Annotated in this window: 25 protein-coding genes, 2 tRNA genes and 1 pseudogene; all 28 read left to right on the plus strand. The window is 53.7% G+C overall.

What is annotated here, in order from left to right; translation table 11 throughout:
* Positions 1 to 65: 65 nt before the first annotated feature.
* The 28 genes and pseudogenes from JQ822_RS04095 to JQ822_RS04225 all read left to right on the plus strand — a co-directional run bounded on the left by JQ822_RS04095 (position 66) and on the right by JQ822_RS04225 (position 15659).
* Positions 66 to 317 carry a transcriptional regulator gene (locus tag JQ822_RS04095; RefSeq protein WP_001514164.1) on the plus strand — a complete coding sequence of 84 codons (252 nt, stop codon included), beginning with the start codon at positions 66 to 68 and terminating at the stop codon, positions 315 to 317.
* Between the two features lie 29 nt (positions 318 to 346).
* The gene (locus JQ822_RS04100) at positions 347 to 892 is read left to right on the plus strand and encodes a toxin YdaT family protein (RefSeq protein WP_213132385.1); all 546 of its coding nucleotides are present in this window, start codon (positions 347 to 349) and stop codon (positions 890 to 892) included.
* A gap of 85 nt (positions 893 to 977) precedes the next feature.
* On the plus strand, positions 978 to 1877 hold the full coding sequence (locus tag JQ822_RS04105; protein ID WP_213132386.1) for a replication protein: 900 nt from the start codon (positions 978 to 980) through the stop codon (positions 1875 to 1877).
* Positions 1874 to 2563: a replication protein P gene (locus tag JQ822_RS04110; protein WP_213132387.1), complete on the plus strand. Its 690-nt coding sequence runs from the start codon at positions 1874 to 1876 to the stop codon at positions 2561 to 2563. Before JQ822_RS04105 ends, JQ822_RS04110 begins: the two co-directional genes overlap by 4 nt.
* A gap of 1 nt (position 2564) precedes the next feature.
* Positions 2565 to 2864, plus strand: a complete 300-nt coding sequence (locus JQ822_RS04115) for a protein ren (protein ID WP_213132388.1) — start codon at positions 2565 to 2567, stop codon at positions 2862 to 2864.
* Entirely contained in the window at positions 2861 to 3139 is a 279-nt protein-coding gene (locus JQ822_RS04120; RefSeq protein ID WP_244848687.1) for a flagellar FlbD family protein, read from the plus strand. Before JQ822_RS04115 ends, JQ822_RS04120 begins: the two co-directional genes overlap by 4 nt.
* An 86-nt stretch (positions 3140 to 3225) precedes the next feature.
* Positions 3226 to 3483: pseudogene (locus JQ822_RS04125) on the plus strand (ead/Ea22-like family protein); the annotation flags it as partial.
* Positions 3484 to 3494: 11 nt separating this feature from the next.
* Positions 3495 to 4250, plus strand: coding sequence for a DUF551 domain-containing protein (locus JQ822_RS04130; RefSeq protein WP_213132389.1), 756 nt, complete (start codon positions 3495 to 3497; stop codon positions 4248 to 4250).
* 35 nt (positions 4251 to 4285) lie between these two features.
* Positions 4286 to 4534, plus strand: coding sequence for a DNA polymerase III subunit theta (locus JQ822_RS04135; protein WP_129256431.1), 249 nt, complete (start codon positions 4286 to 4288; stop codon positions 4532 to 4534).
* A complete protein-coding gene (locus tag JQ822_RS04140) occupies positions 4531 to 5154 on the plus strand; it encodes a hypothetical protein (RefSeq protein WP_213132390.1) in 624 nt (207 codons plus the stop codon). The genes JQ822_RS04135 and JQ822_RS04140 overlap by 4 nt, the downstream gene beginning before the upstream one ends.
* 179 nt (positions 5155 to 5333) lie before the next feature.
* Positions 5334 to 5789 (plus strand): YbcN family protein, encoded by a 456-nt coding sequence (locus JQ822_RS04145; protein WP_213132391.1) that lies wholly within the window; start codon positions 5334 to 5336, stop codon positions 5787 to 5789.
* Positions 5789 to 5959, plus strand: a complete 171-nt coding sequence (locus tag JQ822_RS04150; RefSeq protein ID WP_213132392.1) for a NinE family protein — start codon at positions 5789 to 5791, stop codon at positions 5957 to 5959. The genes JQ822_RS04145 and JQ822_RS04150 overlap by 1 nt, the downstream gene beginning before the upstream one ends.
* A complete protein-coding gene (locus JQ822_RS04155; RefSeq protein WP_213132393.1) occupies positions 5952 to 6266 on the plus strand; it encodes a hypothetical protein in 315 nt (104 codons plus the stop codon). Before JQ822_RS04150 ends, JQ822_RS04155 begins: the two co-directional genes overlap by 8 nt.
* On the plus strand, positions 6259 to 6900 hold the full coding sequence (locus tag JQ822_RS04160) for a recombination protein NinG (RefSeq protein WP_213132394.1): 642 nt from the start codon (positions 6259 to 6261) through the stop codon (positions 6898 to 6900). Before JQ822_RS04155 ends, JQ822_RS04160 begins: the two co-directional genes overlap by 8 nt.
* 165 nt (positions 6901 to 7065) lie before the next feature.
* On the plus strand, positions 7066 to 7182 hold the full coding sequence (locus tag JQ822_RS24305; protein WP_244848688.1) for a hypothetical protein: 117 nt from the start codon (positions 7066 to 7068) through the stop codon (positions 7180 to 7182).
* Positions 7179 to 7868: a bacteriophage antitermination protein Q gene (locus tag JQ822_RS04165; RefSeq protein WP_213132395.1), complete on the plus strand. Its 690-nt coding sequence runs from the start codon at positions 7179 to 7181 to the stop codon at positions 7866 to 7868. The genes JQ822_RS24305 and JQ822_RS04165 overlap by 4 nt, the downstream gene beginning before the upstream one ends.
* A gap of 121 nt (positions 7869 to 7989) precedes the next feature.
* Positions 7990 to 8064, plus strand: a tRNA-Asn gene (locus tag JQ822_RS04170).
* 5 nt (positions 8065 to 8069) lie between these two features.
* A tRNA-Thr gene (locus JQ822_RS04175) sits at positions 8070 to 8144 on the plus strand.
* Between the two features lie 219 nt (positions 8145 to 8363).
* Positions 8364 to 8870 (plus strand): HNH endonuclease, encoded by a 507-nt coding sequence (locus JQ822_RS04180; protein WP_244848689.1) that lies wholly within the window; start codon positions 8364 to 8366, stop codon positions 8868 to 8870.
* A gap of 102 nt (positions 8871 to 8972) precedes the next feature.
* Entirely contained in the window at positions 8973 to 9197 is a 225-nt protein-coding gene (locus JQ822_RS04185; protein ID WP_001752682.1) for a class II holin family protein, read from the plus strand.
* Complete coding sequence (locus JQ822_RS04190; protein ID WP_213132397.1) at positions 9175 to 9669, plus strand: lysozyme; 495 nt, start codon at positions 9175 to 9177, stop codon at positions 9667 to 9669. Before JQ822_RS04185 ends, JQ822_RS04190 begins: the two co-directional genes overlap by 23 nt.
* Positions 9666 to 10127 (plus strand): lysis protein, encoded by a 462-nt coding sequence (locus tag JQ822_RS04195; RefSeq protein WP_213132398.1) that lies wholly within the window; start codon positions 9666 to 9668, stop codon positions 10125 to 10127. Before JQ822_RS04190 ends, JQ822_RS04195 begins: the two co-directional genes overlap by 4 nt.
* Before the next feature lie 141 nt (positions 10128 to 10268).
* Complete coding sequence (locus JQ822_RS04200) at positions 10269 to 10700, plus strand: hypothetical protein (RefSeq protein ID WP_213132399.1); 432 nt, start codon at positions 10269 to 10271, stop codon at positions 10698 to 10700.
* 148 nt (positions 10701 to 10848) lie between these two features.
* Entirely contained in the window at positions 10849 to 11052 is a 204-nt protein-coding gene (locus JQ822_RS04205; RefSeq protein ID WP_213132400.1) for a hypothetical protein, read from the plus strand.
* Positions 11053 to 11055: 3 nt separating this feature from the next.
* Positions 11056 to 11706 carry a hypothetical protein gene (locus JQ822_RS04210; RefSeq protein WP_213132401.1) on the plus strand — a complete coding sequence of 217 codons (651 nt, stop codon included), beginning with the start codon at positions 11056 to 11058 and terminating at the stop codon, positions 11704 to 11706.
* Positions 11703 to 13262 (plus strand): terminase, encoded by a 1560-nt coding sequence (locus JQ822_RS04215; RefSeq protein ID WP_213132402.1) that lies wholly within the window; start codon positions 11703 to 11705, stop codon positions 13260 to 13262. The genes JQ822_RS04210 and JQ822_RS04215 overlap by 4 nt, the downstream gene beginning before the upstream one ends.
* A gap of 80 nt (positions 13263 to 13342) precedes the next feature.
* Complete coding sequence (locus tag JQ822_RS04220; protein ID WP_244848763.1) at positions 13343 to 14725, plus strand: DUF1073 domain-containing protein; 1383 nt, start codon at positions 13343 to 13345, stop codon at positions 14723 to 14725.
* Positions 14679 to 15659, plus strand: coding sequence for a phage minor head protein (locus JQ822_RS04225; protein ID WP_213132965.1), 981 nt, complete (start codon positions 14679 to 14681; stop codon positions 15657 to 15659). Before JQ822_RS04220 ends, JQ822_RS04225 begins: the two co-directional genes overlap by 47 nt.
* The last annotated feature ends 94 nt before the right edge of the window (positions 15660 to 15753 follow it).

A 15753-nucleotide genomic window follows, 5' to 3' on the forward strand; every position in this document is an offset into this window, starting at 1 on the left:
CCTATGCGATTGACATTCGCTAAAGTGATAACCATAATCGCTTTAAACTGATAGCTGAGGTGATTATGAAGACCCCAACAGTAGAGAAGAACTCCGCAGTAGAGAAAGCGATCGCCATCGCTGGCAGCCAGAAAGAACTAGCAAAACGATGCGGTAAAGCCCAGTCCACCATCTGCGACTGGCTTAACGGAAAGAAACGCATATCCCCGGTTCACGTTCCTGAACTGGTGAAAGCAGTTGGCGGTGAAATCCAGGCTCACGAATTCCGGCCGGACCTACCGTCCATCTTTCCACACCCTGACAACCATGCCGCTTAACGGCGGCCCTAACCACGAAAGGGAAAGCAATGCATTCACTTGCGTATCAACAAGGTAACAAATTTTCGCCAGCGGCGATGATTTACCAGAATCGCCGGGAACCTGATTCCACGGCGTTAAACATCGATGGGATCCGGGCAGCTGTTCGAGCCTGGGCAGCTGATTGCCGCAGCCGTGAATTTGTCGCAGCGCTGATTGTGGAAGAGTGGCGGGCATCAGGCGGCAACGGTCTGGATATCCCGACTGACTCGCATCGCCAGATGCAGAAAGTGTTTCGCTGGATCGATGGCGACACCGAGTACGCCGCCAATAACATTCGACAGCTGGCTCCGGCAATCCTGGCCGTGTTGCCGCTGGAGTACCGCAACCGCCTGGTGCCACAGAACGACACGATGTCGCTGATCGCTTCTGCGATGAAAGAGTGTGCTGAAGCTAAACAGGCTGTGCTGCTGGACGCTCCAGAACATCAGAAACTGAAAGAGGTAAGCGAGGGTATAGCGTCGCTGTTCCGCCTCATGCCGGAGCAGGTAGGCCCACTGATGACGATGGTCACGTCGATGCTGGGGGTCATGTGAGAAGTACAGAAATGGCGAAAGCTGCGGTGCGCGAACACCAACAGCTTTCTGGTGCAAATCGTTTGGACTCTTTGCAGGAGTAAGTATGTCAAACACCGCCAAAGTAATCAAATTCCCTGCGCAGCAACCGGCGCAGCAGGAGAATCGCATGGCCGATCTGGAAAATGGCTATCTTCGCCTTGCTAACCAGATTCAGGATGCCCTGTGTTTCGTAGAGCTTTCAGGGCGTGAGTTCCGCGTGCTGAATGCCATTGTTCGCCTGACGTATGGCTGGTCCAAGAAAGAAGACAGGATCACCAACAGTCTCATCGCAGATAAAACCAGACTGGCCGTTAAGCACGTTTCTGAAGCTGTGCTCAGCCTGGGTTATCGCAACATCATCAAGATGCGCAGAATTGGGCAGACACGTTACATCGGGATTAACACACTTCTGGATAGCTGGGCTTACAAAAAGCCAAAATGTGCAAAGTGCCCGGTCAATTTCCCGGTCGCTGAAGCTGTAACGCAGGTTATTACCATCCCTGAAATCGGGGATAGCGAAATCACCCCGCAAACCATCCCTGAAAACGGGGATAACCATCCCCAAAAACAGGGAGAGGTATCCCTGAAAACAGGGAACACCAAAGACATTCTTCCAAAGACAAATATAAAACCTAATACCCCCTCTAATCCCCCAGGGGGGAAGGGCAAGTTTGATCCGCTCGGAATTGATGTTCCTGAATGGCTAAATCAAACCGCCTGGGAGGAATGGGTTGCCTACCGCAAGCAGTCTGGCAAGCCAATCAAAACTGAGTTGACCGTAACGAAGGCTTTCAAGCTGCTGAAAGAGTGCCTGGAAGCTGGACACAATCCGGTCGACGTGATCAACACCAGTATTGCGAACGGATATCAGGGACTGTTTAAGCCGAAGTTCGCTGTCAAGCCAGCCGTCAAGCCGGATCTGGACTTCAACAACACTGACTGGGCCTATGAGGTGATGCGATGAAATCTCTTGCAGAGCAGATGCACAACCACGACCGCGAGCAGATGAGCCGCATGGCGCATAACCTGCCAGAGCAGTACCAGGAGCGCGCACCGGTCGAGCAGGTGGCTCAGGTATTCAACAAGCTGTTCAACGAGCTCCGCGCCGCGTTCCCGGCCAGCATGGCGAACTTCCGCACTCAGGATGACCTGAACGAATTCCGCCGTCAGTGGCTGCTGGCGTTTCAGGAGAACGGGATCCACTCAATGGCTCAGGTCGATGCCGGTATGCGCATTGCCCGCCGCCAGGAGCGCCCATTCCTGCCTTCACCGGGTCAGTTCGTCGCCTGGTGCAAGCAGAGCGGAGGGGCGATTGGCGTCACCGTTGACCAGGTGATCGCCGAATACTGGGACTGGCGTAACCGCTCGTTCGAATTCACCTCCAGCGAGCAATTCCCCTGGTCGCAGCCGGTCATGTACCACATCTGCGTCGAGCTGCGTCACCGCAGCACAGAGCGCCAGTTAACGCATGGTGAGCTGGCACGCGAGGCGGGTGATCTGCTGGACATGTGGGAGAAGCGCGTCACCGAGGGCAAGCCAGTGCCGCCGGTACGCCGGGCAATTGCAGCACCGGCATCCGAGCACGGGCCGACGCCGATCCAGCTGCTGCAGGCCAAATACAACCGCAACAAGTCGAACGGGATGGTGTGAGATGAAAGGCAAGCAGGCAATTCTGCGTTATCTCGAAACGCACCGGACCTTCGCTGCGAAGGATGTGGCCGCCGAGTGTGGCATGACCATCAACTGCATCACGAAGAACGCTATCGACCTGGAGCGGGCCAGGAAGATTGTGCGCGTGAGCAAGGTTTGGCGAACGGTGACTTATCGTCTGGCGACTACTGAAGAGCAGGCTGGTACCGCGCGTAGCTGCACCAACGGAATATTTCAGGAGTGCCGGAACAGTCCGGCGATGAAAAGGGTATTGATGGTTTGGGGGAGGGTAGGGGTATGAAAATTTTGAAACTGAGTCAGCAGGCAATAGTTTCTCGTCCGGTCGATTCGATTATCGGGTGGGAAGAGAAAACCATCTACGAGCCAATTTTTGTGGTTGCGGAACATATTGAGTCGTTTTCTTTCGCCGGTGTCAGCCATGTCAAAATGACATCGGGTGAAAAAATTGTGGTTAGAGAAACCCCAGAAGAAATTCTGGCGCTGCTGGGTGTCGATGTTCAAACGGACAGCCTGAAAACATGGGATGAAATTGCGCAGAAGGAGGCCGCCCAATGAGCAAAATCGACAAACAAGCGTGCCGTCCTGACGGCGGCGATATAAGCACTGGCCGCCTCAAAGAAATAGCGGACAACCCGTACGGCGACGAAGAGAAATGCTGGCTGGCTAAGCGCGTGCTGGCGCTGCTGGATGAGCTGGAAGCCAAAGACGCGCAAATAGTCAATCTTACAGCCGAGCGCGATGCTCTTCGTGAAGGAGAGATGGGAGACGCGAAGCACAGTAATACGCGTGCTGCAGCCGATATCTATTTCCAGTTGGTTGAAGAGTGTGAAATCCCTCCTGGCGGTTCACTGGTTGAATATGTAAGCGATCTGCGTGACAGAGCCGCAGCAGCCGGTAAAGGGGAGGCATCATGAGCACATACACCAAAGAGCAGTTAATCGCTCGCATTAACCAGGTAACGGCAATCAATAAATACCGCATTAGCAGAGACCCTGACGCTGATGGATTGGCGATGGATAACGAGCTGTTAGCTATCGCGCTGGCATCGCTCGAAGCGGAGCCTGTGGGTTTTATTGTGAGGAACAAGGAAACGGGGCAGTTTGGCAGCTGGATGCACTCAAAAGCTGATTGGTTTAAGGATGATGGCTATGAAGTCCTGAACGCTTATATCGCACCGCCAGCGCCGGTATCTGTGCCTGAAGTCGCACCAGTAGCATACATCTTCAAACATCCGGCAGGCAGGCTGTTCTGGTCGCTGACTGACGAGAGCAACAAGGGGCAATGCGACGTTATGCCGGTTTACTCCGCTCCAGTTCCGGCTTTTGTTCCTCCAGTCATTGAGCCGGATTACGAGGTCATCAAAGGCATACTTCCAACCGCTAATCCAGATGAATATGCGTGCTGCATCGCGGCTGATATGTGGAACGCCTGCCGCGCCGCCATGCTTCAGGGTGCCAATGGCAACTCTCCGGTGGTGCCGGATGGTTGGGTGGCTTGCAGTGAGCGGATGCCGGATGGCATGCAGACCGTCATCACCTCCAACGGTTTCGATATCGGGCAGGGTTGGTGGGATGGAGAAGGCTGGAACTCATTCGACTCACATGACGTTGTTCCCGGTGAAGTAACCCAATGGATGCCACTGCCGGCAGCGCCGCAGCAGAAGTGATGTATAATCCCCTCAAATCATCGAGGGGATTTTTTATGTCCGACTGGAACATAGCAGCAAAGCCGCAGGAGGATCGCGACAAGGTTAACGTTGACCTGGCGGCTTCCGGGGTGGCCTACAAAGAGCGGCTGAACATGCCTGTTATCGCGGAGGTTGTTATGCGTGAGCAGCCCGAGCATTTGCGGGATTACTTCCTTGAGCGTTTGCGATATTACCGGGAAATGAGTATCACTCTGCCTAAGGCATCAGACCCAAGATATTTAAAACAGGAGGAAGTTAAGTGAGCGAGCAATATGCATATAACGTTAAAATCGAACATGACTTCGGGTTCTTCTTAGACCCAAAACATTATGCCCCTCTGCTGAGTGTGAATGATGAGTCTGCAGTTCTTACTAAATTATCGCTCATACTCGAAAACTTTCTTGTTGTTTACATCGATAACGTACGCGACCCAGAAACTAGCAAGTATGTTTATGCATCAAGAAAGTATTTCGCACCTAAACTTGAATTATGCGTAGCACTTGGTCTACCGGTTCCTCTGGCAGATGTCATGTCCGCCATCAATTCTTTAAGGAATCAATATGCGCACGACATACAGAGGGTTATGACAACAGAGGATGTAGATAAGATAGAGAGATTGCTGAGTAAAATTACGCCTGAATTGGTTAATTTTTATGACGCGATGAATTTGTCATCTATAACTCCACTTTTTGTTGATGGGATCAAGAGCCTCCAGTTTTTGAGGGAGTTACCTTTTGCAACTCCAGATAAGCAAAGGATGAGCGCTCGCTTAGTCGCAATATCTTATGCACTGTCCAATTTCTGTGCATTTTTCCTCATTAATAAATTAGCAAGCAAAGGGATTTTTAAGTCAACAAGGGTAGAGGCCGCAGATCAAGATTAACTTTGATTTTCCATAATCAACCCGCCATAATCATGTCATCGGAGCCTGAACAACCCCGGTGACTTCTGCGCATTTAAGGGGACTTAAATGCGACCACAATCTGAACTCCTCACCTTGTCACAGATGCAGAAATGCACCTGCGATTTTCTGCATTCTGCGGCCTCCGTTAAGGAGGCCGTATGACCCTGCCAGTAGACGGCATCAAACTCCATCGCGGTAACTTCGCGGCCATTGGCCAGCAGATTCAGCCATTGCTGGATGCCGGGCAATGTTTCCGCCTGCAAGTCAAACCGTGGCGCGAGAAGCGCAGCCTGTCGCAGAACGCGCTCAGCCACATGTGGTACACGGAAATTAGCGAGTACCTGATCGCCCGCGGCAAGACCTTCGCTACGCCTGAGTGGGTCAAAGACGCGATGAAGCACACCTATCTCGGCTACGAAAGCAAGGACCGGGTAGACGTCGTGTCCGGAGAGGTAACCACGGTCCAATCCCTTCGCCATACGTCAGAGTTGGAAACCGGCGAAATGTACATCTTCCTGTGCAAAGTCGAAGCCTGGGCGATGAATATCGGCTGCCACCTTACCATCCCGCAGAGTTGCGAGTACCAGCAACTGCGCGATAAGCAGGAGGAGTGATGTCTACTCCACTTTCCCGTGTCATCACGAACGAAATCTTCCGCGTTCCGGCGCGCCGCCAGCGCAAGCCAGCGGTTAAGCCGTCCGACATCCCGACCCTGAAAGACTACACCGCCCGTCTGGTGGATCAGAAATGGCTGCGTCTCGCGGCACGGAGGAATCATGTGTGAATTAAAAGTTGGCGGTATGGCAGTTGTTATTTCTTCCGGTAATGCGGATGAAGTTGGCAGGGTTGTTACTTTGGTCTGCGCTATTAGAAGTGGAGAATTTTACAAATTTCCTGATGGTGAAAAATACGGACTTGTCACCAAAACTCCTGAGTTCGTTTGGGTGGTAGAAGGCGATGTATCTGTTTACACCCATGCCAAAAAAAGCTCTGGTGGGATGTCGATTTTCAGGGCAAAAAGCCTCATGCCAATCGAAGGCGGCGACTTCTCTGATGAAATCCATTCAGAAAAGGAGAAGTCACATGCGTAAGCCATCCCGCCGTAAGTGCAAAGTGTGCGGTGAATACTTCGTGCCGAAATTTCACGACATCCGGATCCGCTGGTGCAGCCCGGAGCACGGCGCAATCCTCGCGATGGAAGAGCGTGAAAAGGAGAAGGTGAAAGCCGCTGCCAGGCGCATCAAGGAGCAGAAGGAGGCCGAAAAGGCCGGGCGCAAGCGCCGCAAGGAGCGGCTGGCAGAGCTGCGTCCTGCCGGTTACTACAAGGCGCAAGCTCAGCAGGCATTCAACGCCTACATCCGTGCGCGCGATGCTGATTTGCCATGCATCAGCTGCGGAGAGACCAACCCGCCCGATCTGCACGGCGGCCAGTGGGACTGTGGCCACTTCAAATCTGTAGGTGCTAACCCTGAACTGCGTTTTGAAGAGCGCAATGCCCATAAGCAGTGCAAATCCTGTAATGGCGGCGCAGGCAAATACACCGCCAAAGAGGCGACAGTCAATCAGCACTATGAAGCTGGGCTGATCGCTCGTTACGGCCAGGAATACGTCGACTGGCTCAACGGCCCCCACGAAATGACCAACTACCGCCGTGAAGACTTCATCCGGATCCGGGATGAGTACCGCGCCAAGCTCAAAGCACTGAAACAGCAGGAGGCAGCATGACAGACGCTGTATTTCTATCGGCATATCTCATTGCGGTGTCCTGCCTCCTAATTAGGGAATGGGTTAAGCACAAGAGGCTCAGAAAGAAGATCGACATAAAGATTAGAGCCATTCGATATGCGGAAAAATACCGAATGCTCAAAAGACTAATGAGGGGTTAGGCGTATGAATTTAACCGAATCCCAAAGGTACGAAGCCGAAAGCGTAGCCAGAGCCAATCTACCGCCAGTAGCAAAGCACAGCCAGAATAAAACCAACCAGCCACAGAAGGAAGCCGCATGAACAGTCAGCAACTGGAATACGTACGTCAGCAGCTCATTGTGGCGACCGCAGACCTCAGCGGGGCGACGAAAGGGCAACTGGTAGCTTTCGCTGAGAATGCGCAATTCACCGCGACGGCGCGCAGCCGGGGCAGGAAGAAGGTATTCGACAAAGATAAGCAGCGCATGGTCAACCCGGACGGACCACCGATGAGTGGCAGCCAGTCCCGCGCAAAGGGCTCATCCATCGCGCTGGTTGGCCCGGTTGAGTTCGTCACCGCCTCATGGCGCCGAGCCGTTATGTCATTGGAAGACCACCAGAAGGCATGGCTGCTCTGGAACTACAGCGAGAACGTTAGCTTTGAGCACCAGGTGGCGATCACCCAGTGGGCGTGGGCAGAGTTCCGGGAACAGCTCGGCTCGAAGAAGGTGGCCGGAAAGACGATGGAGCGCCTGAAGAAACTTATCTGGCTGGCGGCGCAGGACGTCAAAGCGGAGCTGGCGGGGCGGGATGTGTATCAGCACCAGGACCTGGCGGCCCTGTGTGGCGTTAAGCCTGATAACTGGTGCCATAACTACGCCGATTACTGGCGTGCCATGTGCGCCATCTTTAAGCGGCTTGATGGTGACTCTCTTCGTTGCGCCGTGAGAACACGATCACAACAAAAGGCGACTTTTTCGCAGCAGGGTATTGCAAAAGTCAATTAAATAAGCCATATTTGACTCTACTTTGATATGCTGCCTAAATTACATCGGCGGCATGAAGATAATAGTCACTATCCAGTTTGTAAAATGAGCCCTGGCATCCCGCCGGGGCTTTTTCATTTCAGGGTCAGAAGCACAGCGGTTGTGCGTTCGGCTGTTAACCGAATGGTCGAAGGTTCGAATCCTTCCTGTCCCGCCAAATTCGCCGGTCTAGTTCAGTGGCAGAACGGCAGCCTTGTAAGCTGCGCGTCAGAGGTTCGATTCCTTTGCCCGGCACCAGAACCCACTACCTGGGACCCTTAGGCCGAAGAGCCGACATTGCCACACCCTCATATTCCCGGCCTGTCGCCGGTTTTTTTTCGCGCTTCGCATGCGCTCCCCAATAACGTCGAACCGATCACTTTGAAATGAGCCTTTGAGGAAGTCAGTTAGTGCTGGCGAGCCTCGACGGGCTGATTTCCTATGCGACAAAGGTTCATCTCAAAGAAGGTCAACGCCATGTTAAAAGATCCTTCCAAGGAAGAAATTGAAAAATACTTTTTTTGCGACCCAATCGCTGGGAGCATTGTCCGGATAGCTAACGCAAGCACCGCTAAGGCCGGGGAAAACCCAATTTATGTTAACAATTGTGGTTACCACATGCTCAGTGCGCTGGGTCAGAGGATTGGTCTACACCGAATAGTTTGGATTGTAGCGAAAGGCTCTATCCCTGAAGGTATGGAAATTGACCATATCAATGGCGACAAGAGCGACAACAGAATAACCAACCTGCGCCTTTGTACGCCAACGCAGAACAGGCAAAACAAGACCAAATATAAAAACAACAAATCTGGCTTTAAGGGTGTCCACTTCGAATCCTCTCCACGGATTAAAAGACCATGGCGAGCAAGGATTGTTGTTAATAAAAAGGCTATCAGCTTGGGAAACTTTATGACCAAGCATGAGGCTCATGAGGCCTATCAAGAAGCAGCCAAAAAATACTTTGGCGAATTCAACAGGTCATAACTTCAGGCCGCAGACAATCAATTCCAGATGCCCCGTAGCTATCGTGTCTGACGGCCTTTCCTACTACACGAACAGCACCCGCAAATAACGCGAGGTGAGAGCATGTATCGAATGGAAAAAATAACCACTGGTGCAGCCTATGGTGCTTCAGCCGGGAGCATCCTCAACGGAATGTTGAATGCCTACAGCCCCGAGCAGTGGAATGCGATCGGCGTGCTGGTGGGTATCATCATTGCCGTACTGACGTACCTGACGAATCTGTATTTCAAGATCCGCGAAGACAACCGCCGCAGCAGGAGCCGAGATGAACCCGACACTCAGGAATAAACTGGTGGGTGCCATTCTTGGCGGATCCGGCGCTATAACTATTGCAGCTGTAATGCTGGGCAACGCTGATGGCCTGGAAGGTCGCCGCTATTACGCCTATCAGGATGTCGTCGGTGTATGGACTGTTTGCGATGGGCACACCGGTGCCGACATTCGCCGCGGTCACCGCTACACCGATAAAGAGTGCGACAACCTGCTGAAGGCAGATCTGCAAAAGGTGGCAAACGCCATTGACCCGCTGATCAAGATTCGCATCCCTGAACCTACCCGTGCTGCTCTTTACTCCTTCACCTATAACGTCGGGTCTGGTGCATTCGCCAGTTCCACGCTGCTGAAGAAGCTGAACTCCGGTGACGTGCCCGGCGCCTGCAAAGAACTGCAGCGCTGGACGTATGCCGGTGGCAAACAGTGGAAAGGGCTGATCACCCGGCGCGAGATTGAGCGTGAAGTCTGCGAGTGGGGCCAGAAATGAGCCGATTAACAGCAATCATATGTGCTGTCGTTATCTGCCTGCTGGTTTCCATGGCCTGGGCTATCAACCACTACCGCGATAACGCCATCACCTACAAAGATCAGCGCGATAAGGCCACCAAGAATCTCAACCTGGCTAACGCCACCATCAAAGACATGCAAACCCGCCAGCGTGATGTCGCTGCTCTGGATGCCAAATACACTAAGGAATTGTCCGATGCGAAAAAGCAGCTTGATGATCTGCAGCGTTGTGTTCGCGATGGCAAGTGTGGGCTGCACGTCAACGCCAGATGTCCCGAGAACGGAGAGACCGGCACCGGCAGCCTGGGCGATGCTTCCGGCCCCCGACTTACTGACTCCGCTGAACGGGATTATTTCACCCTCAGAGAGCGAATCGTCACAGTGACGAAGCAGATCGGTTATCTTCAGGACTACATCAAAGAGCAGTGCCTCAAATAACAGCCCCGCATGTGCGGGGCTTTTTTATGCGCATCGCAGCGCATTACCAACCGAGAGCCTATAGGAAGCGAGCCTGAGATAAATCGTTATCTCTCGGGGCGGCTTATCTATGCGAACAGGCTCGCAACTTATAGGTGAAATATGAAGAAGTTGATGACTACTGCTTTTGTATTCGTGCTGGTCTGGGGGCTGTTTGGCCTGCTAGTCTACGCGACATTACAGGGTAACCATTCACTGATGAGCATCGTCGTGGCGGCATACTGGGCAATCATCGCTCTTGCCTGCTTCATTTCGCCTCTGTTCCTTGTGGTGGTATTCATGGCCGGGAAAGAGAGCGACCCTATGGAGCGTGCCAAGCTTTTAATCCCTCTGAAGGATTATTACAAGCGCAAGGGTGCAATCAGGAAGCTCATTGGGCTTGTGACCATGGCGGCCATCTTCGTCATGTTGTCTTACTCCGGATGGGTATTCACGTCGCTGTTTTACATCCTGGCATGTGGATTTGTCACGTTGCTTAATTCGGTAGGAAGGGACAAGTTCGAAGAACTGACCGGGCACATCGTTAAGCTTTAAGTCATTACAGAAGCTCTTCACTGAGGTGCTTCGATAATGATCTGTGTAACCCCGCAAGGATGGTGATCACATCTTGCTGACGGGTAAGCCGTAAGTGGCTAAGCACTTCTGAGAAGCAGGGCAACCGCTGCGATACGTGGAGAACGAAATGGCTACCGTCTACAGAATCACAATCACCAAAAAATCCAAAGAGTCCTTTACGGGGCTCATGACCAGAAGCCAGCCAGAGATCGTCAATGGTTTTGTCGCACTGGCAATGGATGACGGCAAATGGCGCTACTTCAGCCAGGACAGCATTGATGACTTCCTGTTTGAACCAGTAGAGCAGCCAGCAGAACAAACAAGGGAGTAACGAATGAGCAAACCGGACTGGGAGGCCATCGAGACGGCGTACCGGGCCGGAGTGATGTCCCTCCGAGAAATAGCATCACAGCACGGTATCAGCGAAGGCGCTATCCGTAAGCGTGCCAAGCGTGACGACTGGTCGCGTGACCTCAATGCGAAGATTCAGCAAAAGGCTGACGATCTGGTACGCAAGCAGGAGGTACGCAGGACGGTACGCAACGAAAGCACTTTGACCGAGCGCGTACTGATAGAGGCGACCGCCGAGGTGATTGCCACGGTACGCATGGAGCACCGGGGAGACATCCGCCGGGCTCGCGAACTGACAAACATGCTATTCGATGAGTTGGCCGGTGAGTGTGGCGACGTGGCCGCGCTTGAGATGCTCGGTGATCTTATGCGCCGTGAGGACGACAAAGGTCAGGATAAGCTCAACGATCTGTACCACAAAATAATCAGCCTCCCTTCCCGCGTTAAATCCATGAAAGACCTGAGCGACAGCCTGAAGACGCTGATCGGCCTCGAACGTGAGGCGTACAGCATCGAGAATAAGGCTGAAACGAAAGAGGTCACCCATAACGTCATGCTGGTGCCAACCAGTGACAACGTGGATGACTGGGAAGCGGCAGCGCAGAAACAACAGGGCGGGGTGCTCGGTGGATGAATTACAAAGCTGTATGGAAGCCACTGCCTGGATCACAGTCTCTGGCGCTGAGCTGCCCGTGTAACGAAATTCTGTTCGAAGGCACTCGTGGACCGGGTAAAACCGCTGCGCAGTTAGCCAGGTTCCGGCGCAATGTCGGTGTGGGTTATGGCTCGTTCTGGCGAGGCGTCATTTTCGACACGGAATATAAGAACCTTGCCGACATCATCACTCAGTCCAAGCGTATGTTTCGCCTGTTCAACGACGGCGCGCGCTATCTGTCATCTGCGAGCGAATTGCGATGGGTATGGCCTACTGGCGAGGAACTGCTCTTCCGCTTCGGCAAAGAGGCGGACGACTACTGGGATTTCCACGGGCAGGAATTCCCGTTCATTGGCTTTAACGAGCTGACTAAACAGCAGTCCCCGGAGTTCTACGAAATGATGTTCTCCTGCCGGCGTTCATCGTTCAGGCCGGAAAACTACCCGCTGGAGAATGGCAAGTTACTGAGGCCGATCCCGCTGGAGACGTTCAGCACTACCAACCCCTTTGGTATCGGACATACCTGGGTGAAGAAGCGCTTCATTGAGCCAGCGCCGCGCGGAACCGTGCAGCGCGACCGGCAAATGGTGTTCAACCCTCAGACAGAACGAGAAGAGGAAATTACGCTGACCCGCGTAGCAATCCACGGGTCGTTCAAAGAGAACCCTTACCTCGACCCGCAGTACATTGCGACCCTGATGGCTATTAAAGACCCTAATCGACGAAAAGCGTGGGTAGAGGGATCCTGGGATGTGACCAGTGGCGGGCGATTCGACCACCTGTGGAATGAGTCGCTGCACGTCATTAAGCCGTTTCGTATACCGGATAGCTGGACCGTCGACCGCTCCCATGACTGGGGTGAGTCTAAGCCGTTCTCTAACCTCTGGTGGGCGCAGGCTGATGGTACTGCCGCCGAGCTGCCAGATGGTCGACAGTTCTGCCCGCCGGCAGGTTCGATAATCCTGATCGGCGAGTGGTACGGCTGCCCGCCTGACGAGCTGAACAAAGGCATGAATATGTCATCCACCAACGTTGCGAAAGGCGTGGCGTGGATTGACAAGCGGCTGGTGGGCGAAGAAGTCGACGAGCCGGAAGAGATTCAAATCGACGGTGTCACGCAGGGCCAGCTTCACATTATGCCGGGCATCTGTAGAGAAGTGATCCCCGGGCCAGCTGACGGGGCGATATTCAACACCGGCGATAACGAGTTATCGATAGCTCAGAAGATGGAAGCGCAGGGCGTTACCTGGTTGCCAGCTAATAAGAAGCCTGGCTCCCGTATCAATGGCGCATCTCTTTTTGCGGATATGCTCGAAGCGGTGATTGAAGGCGTGAAGCTGGAATCAGGCATGCCTGAGAAGCCAGCATTCTACGTTTTTGACTACTGCCGTGGCTGGATAAGCCGCATCCCGGTGCTCGTTCGTGACGATAAAAACCCTGATGACGTCGACACTCAGCAAGAAGACCACGACTGGGATGGAACACGTTATCGCGTACTGCATTCGCCGAAGCAGGTCGGCGCAGTATTCTTCTAAGGAGCTCATCAGTGAGTGAATTAAGCACCGGGGAACAGTTCCTCGTTAATGCCCTTGCTGAAGCTATCGGGCGGCAGCGCATGCTGTACGCGGGCCAGCCGGGAAACACCAAACGCACGAAGTTGTGGGATGAGTTCGGCTACCCCAACAGCCTCGAGTTCGACCGATACTACCGGGCATATGAGCGCAACGCGGTGGCGTTTGCCGCAGTCCATAAGCTTCTTGATTCGTGCTGGGTTGATAACCCGACGATCATCGACGGCGACGACGGAAAGGAGTCAACTGAGACAACGGACTGGGAGAAGTCAGCCACTAAGCTGCTGAAGAAACACTGGCCGAAAATTAAGGATGCGGATCGCCGTAACCTTGTCGGTCGGTACTCGGCATTGCTCATTCAGTTCCGGGACGGCAGGGAGTGGAGTGAACCGGTAGACAGGTCGGTGGTGGCACGACTGAAAGGCAAGGCTATTGTTAAGCTGATCCCCGCGTGGGAATCGCAGGTCAAGCCGGGCAACTTCGACACAGACACACTTTCAGAAACGTACGGCCAGCCTGTCTCGTACAACTTCAACGAGCAGCCCGTTGGTGATGATGGCACGTACGGACCGGTTCGCGGCGTTACCGTACACCCCGAGCGAATCATCATTCTCTGCGAAGGTTCCGAAGACGAAAACATGCTCTCCGGCGTGCCATTCCTGCGTGCTGGCTACAACAAACTGCTCGACCTTGAAAAGGTATCGGGTGGTAGTGCCGAAGGGTTCCTGAAGAATGCCAGTCGCCAGCTCGGGATTGCGTTCGATAAAGAAACCAATATCGCGAACCTGACAAAGGCAGCCACAGACGCTGGCTACAAAGACCTTGGCGAAGCGCTTAACGACAAAGTCGCCAAGATGAACCGTGGCACGGATGCGGCGCTGGTGATGCAGGCGGGCACGCCGTCGGTGCTTTCCGTAGCAGCAGCCGATCCTTCTCCTACGTGGACGGTGGCCGCCAACGAGTTTGCATCTTCAATTCAATGCCCGTTCACCATTCTGTTTGGTCAGCAGACGGGGCGACTTGCCTCCGATGAGGACAAAACAGACTGGGCGAAGCGCTGCAATGGTCGCCGCTGGGGATTCCAGTCGATGGTGGTCGAGAGCGTACTTGAGCGCTTCTGGACGGTGGGTGTCATTGACCCGCCTTCATCCGGAGAGGTCACGCTGGCATGGTCTGATCTGCTCGCACCGAGTGAGAAAGAGAAGATAGCCAACATGCAGGCAATGGCTGTCGTGGCGAAAGATACTCAGCAGGCATACGGCACTCCGGCAGTGGATGAAAACGAAATCCGCGCGGTCGGCGAGCTGGAGCCTCGCAAGGTCGTTCAGCCACCTAACCCTGATGTAAAGCAAACCGATAAGGATCCGCTGACAGATGAAGATGACAGCGCAAACCAGGATCGGGACGCCAATCGTACCGCGCAATAAAGTTGACCCCACGCAGTCATCGCGACAGGTCAGCCGGATATTCAATGATATCGAAGACCGGTATCTGAACATCAAGCGCAGGCTTAAGGCACTGTTTGATCAAAGACTGACCGGGCAGCAGCGTGAGGAAAACGCGCAGCAGTCCTGGATGATGTGCAACAACGAAGGTGCAGAGCCTTCGCTATATCAGGTCAATGCCGGAAAGTTCATCTATGACATGACCGCCGCTGAGCTGGCCGACCTGCTGCAGGTAGTTCAGTCGATTCTGGATGATGAGCTTCTTGATGGCGGCAGCCAGAATCTATGGGCGATGGACTATGTCATTGCTGAATATGACCGCGGCACGCTAAACGCCTTCACCAACCTTTCGGTGCAGTCGCAGGTTTACGCCAGCCAGACGACGCTACAGCAGCTGCTTTCGAGTGCTGCATATCAGAACCAGATAGCCAGTGCATACGTCAGCACCTATAGCGACTGGAAGGGCATCAGCGACACTGCGCGCGCAGACCTTGCCAATGTCATTGCCGATTCTATCGGTCGCGGCATTAACCCTCGTGAGACGGCCAGCGTCGTTAGCAAGCGCCTTGATGTCAGCATGGCGAAGGCAAAGAACATCGCGCAGACAGAGCAAGTTGGCGCACTGAGGCAGGCGCAGCGCAATGAAACCGACTGGGCCAAGGACAGGCTTGGGCTAAATACTGCAATCCTCTGGATTTCGGCGTTGAAGCCGACGACAAGATCGTGGCACCGGGCGAGACACGGCAAAACGTACACAACTGAAGAAGTTGCAGATTTCTACTCTCAGGGCGGAAACTCTTACAACTGTTATTGCGCTAACGTTCCTTGCCTGCTTGACGATGACGGCAAGCTCTTTAACGAAGGATTGTCAGATAAGCTCGCAGCCGAGCGCAAAGCGTGGAAGCCGGGGGAATAAAGCGGTAAAATGGTTATGTCCGGCTAGGGTAGCTCCCGAAAACGCAGAACACAGACTGCGCGCCGGACACCATCATCTGTGAAACCTACTGTGA

The organism is Citrobacter sp. FP75 (genome assembly GCF_018342065.1).
Lineage (GTDB): Bacteria > Pseudomonadota > Gammaproteobacteria > Enterobacterales > Enterobacteriaceae > Citrobacter.

Bases quoted from the DNA above. Each gene is read 5' to 3' on its own strand.
- JQ822_RS04095 (WP_001514164.1), top strand. From the start codon at position 66: ATGAAGACCCCAACAGTAGAGAAGAACTCCGCAGTAGAGAAAGCGATC.
- JQ822_RS04100 (WP_213132385.1), top strand. From the start codon at position 347: ATGCATTCACTTGCGTATCAACAAGGTAACAAATTTTCGCCAGCGGCG.
- JQ822_RS04105 (WP_213132386.1), top strand. From the start codon at position 978: ATGTCAAACACCGCCAAAGTAATCAAATTCCCTGCGCAGCAACCGGCG.
- JQ822_RS04110 (WP_213132387.1), top strand. From the start codon at position 1,874: ATGAAATCTCTTGCAGAGCAGATGCACAACCACGACCGCGAGCAGATG.
- JQ822_RS04115 (WP_213132388.1), top strand. From the start codon at position 2,565: ATGAAAGGCAAGCAGGCAATTCTGCGTTATCTCGAAACGCACCGGACC.
- JQ822_RS04120 (WP_244848687.1), top strand. From the start codon at position 2,861: ATGAAAATTTTGAAACTGAGTCAGCAGGCAATAGTTTCTCGTCCGGTC.
- JQ822_RS04130 (WP_213132389.1), top strand. From the start codon at position 3,495: ATGAGCACATACACCAAAGAGCAGTTAATCGCTCGCATTAACCAGGTA.
- JQ822_RS04135 (WP_129256431.1), top strand. From the start codon at position 4,286: ATGTCCGACTGGAACATAGCAGCAAAGCCGCAGGAGGATCGCGACAAG.
- JQ822_RS04145 (WP_213132391.1), top strand. From the start codon at position 5,334: ATGACCCTGCCAGTAGACGGCATCAAACTCCATCGCGGTAACTTCGCG.
- JQ822_RS04150 (WP_213132392.1), top strand. From the start codon at position 5,789: ATGTCTACTCCACTTTCCCGTGTCATCACGAACGAAATCTTCCGCGTT.
- JQ822_RS04155 (WP_213132393.1), top strand. From the start codon at position 5,952: ATGTGTGAATTAAAAGTTGGCGGTATGGCAGTTGTTATTTCTTCCGGT.
- JQ822_RS04160 (WP_213132394.1), top strand. From the start codon at position 6,259: ATGCGTAAGCCATCCCGCCGTAAGTGCAAAGTGTGCGGTGAATACTTC.
- JQ822_RS24305 (WP_244848688.1), top strand. From the start codon at position 7,066: ATGAATTTAACCGAATCCCAAAGGTACGAAGCCGAAAGCGTAGCCAGA.
- JQ822_RS04165 (WP_213132395.1), top strand. From the start codon at position 7,179: ATGAACAGTCAGCAACTGGAATACGTACGTCAGCAGCTCATTGTGGCG.
- JQ822_RS04180 (WP_244848689.1), top strand. From the start codon at position 8,364: ATGTTAAAAGATCCTTCCAAGGAAGAAATTGAAAAATACTTTTTTTGC.
- JQ822_RS04185 (WP_001752682.1), top strand. From the start codon at position 8,973: ATGTATCGAATGGAAAAAATAACCACTGGTGCAGCCTATGGTGCTTCA.
- JQ822_RS04190 (WP_213132397.1), top strand. From the start codon at position 9,175: ATGAACCCGACACTCAGGAATAAACTGGTGGGTGCCATTCTTGGCGGA.
- JQ822_RS04195 (WP_213132398.1), top strand. From the start codon at position 9,666: ATGAGCCGATTAACAGCAATCATATGTGCTGTCGTTATCTGCCTGCTG.
- JQ822_RS04200 (WP_213132399.1), top strand. From the start codon at position 10,269: ATGAAGAAGTTGATGACTACTGCTTTTGTATTCGTGCTGGTCTGGGGG.
- JQ822_RS04205 (WP_213132400.1), top strand. From the start codon at position 10,849: ATGGCTACCGTCTACAGAATCACAATCACCAAAAAATCCAAAGAGTCC.
- JQ822_RS04210 (WP_213132401.1), top strand. From the start codon at position 11,056: ATGAGCAAACCGGACTGGGAGGCCATCGAGACGGCGTACCGGGCCGGA.
- JQ822_RS04215 (WP_213132402.1), top strand. From the start codon at position 11,703: ATGAATTACAAAGCTGTATGGAAGCCACTGCCTGGATCACAGTCTCTG.
- JQ822_RS04220 (WP_244848763.1), top strand. From the start codon at position 13,343: ATGCTGTACGCGGGCCAGCCGGGAAACACCAAACGCACGAAGTTGTGG.
- JQ822_RS04225 (WP_213132965.1), top strand. From the start codon at position 14,679: ATGACAGCGCAAACCAGGATCGGGACGCCAATCGTACCGCGCAATAAA.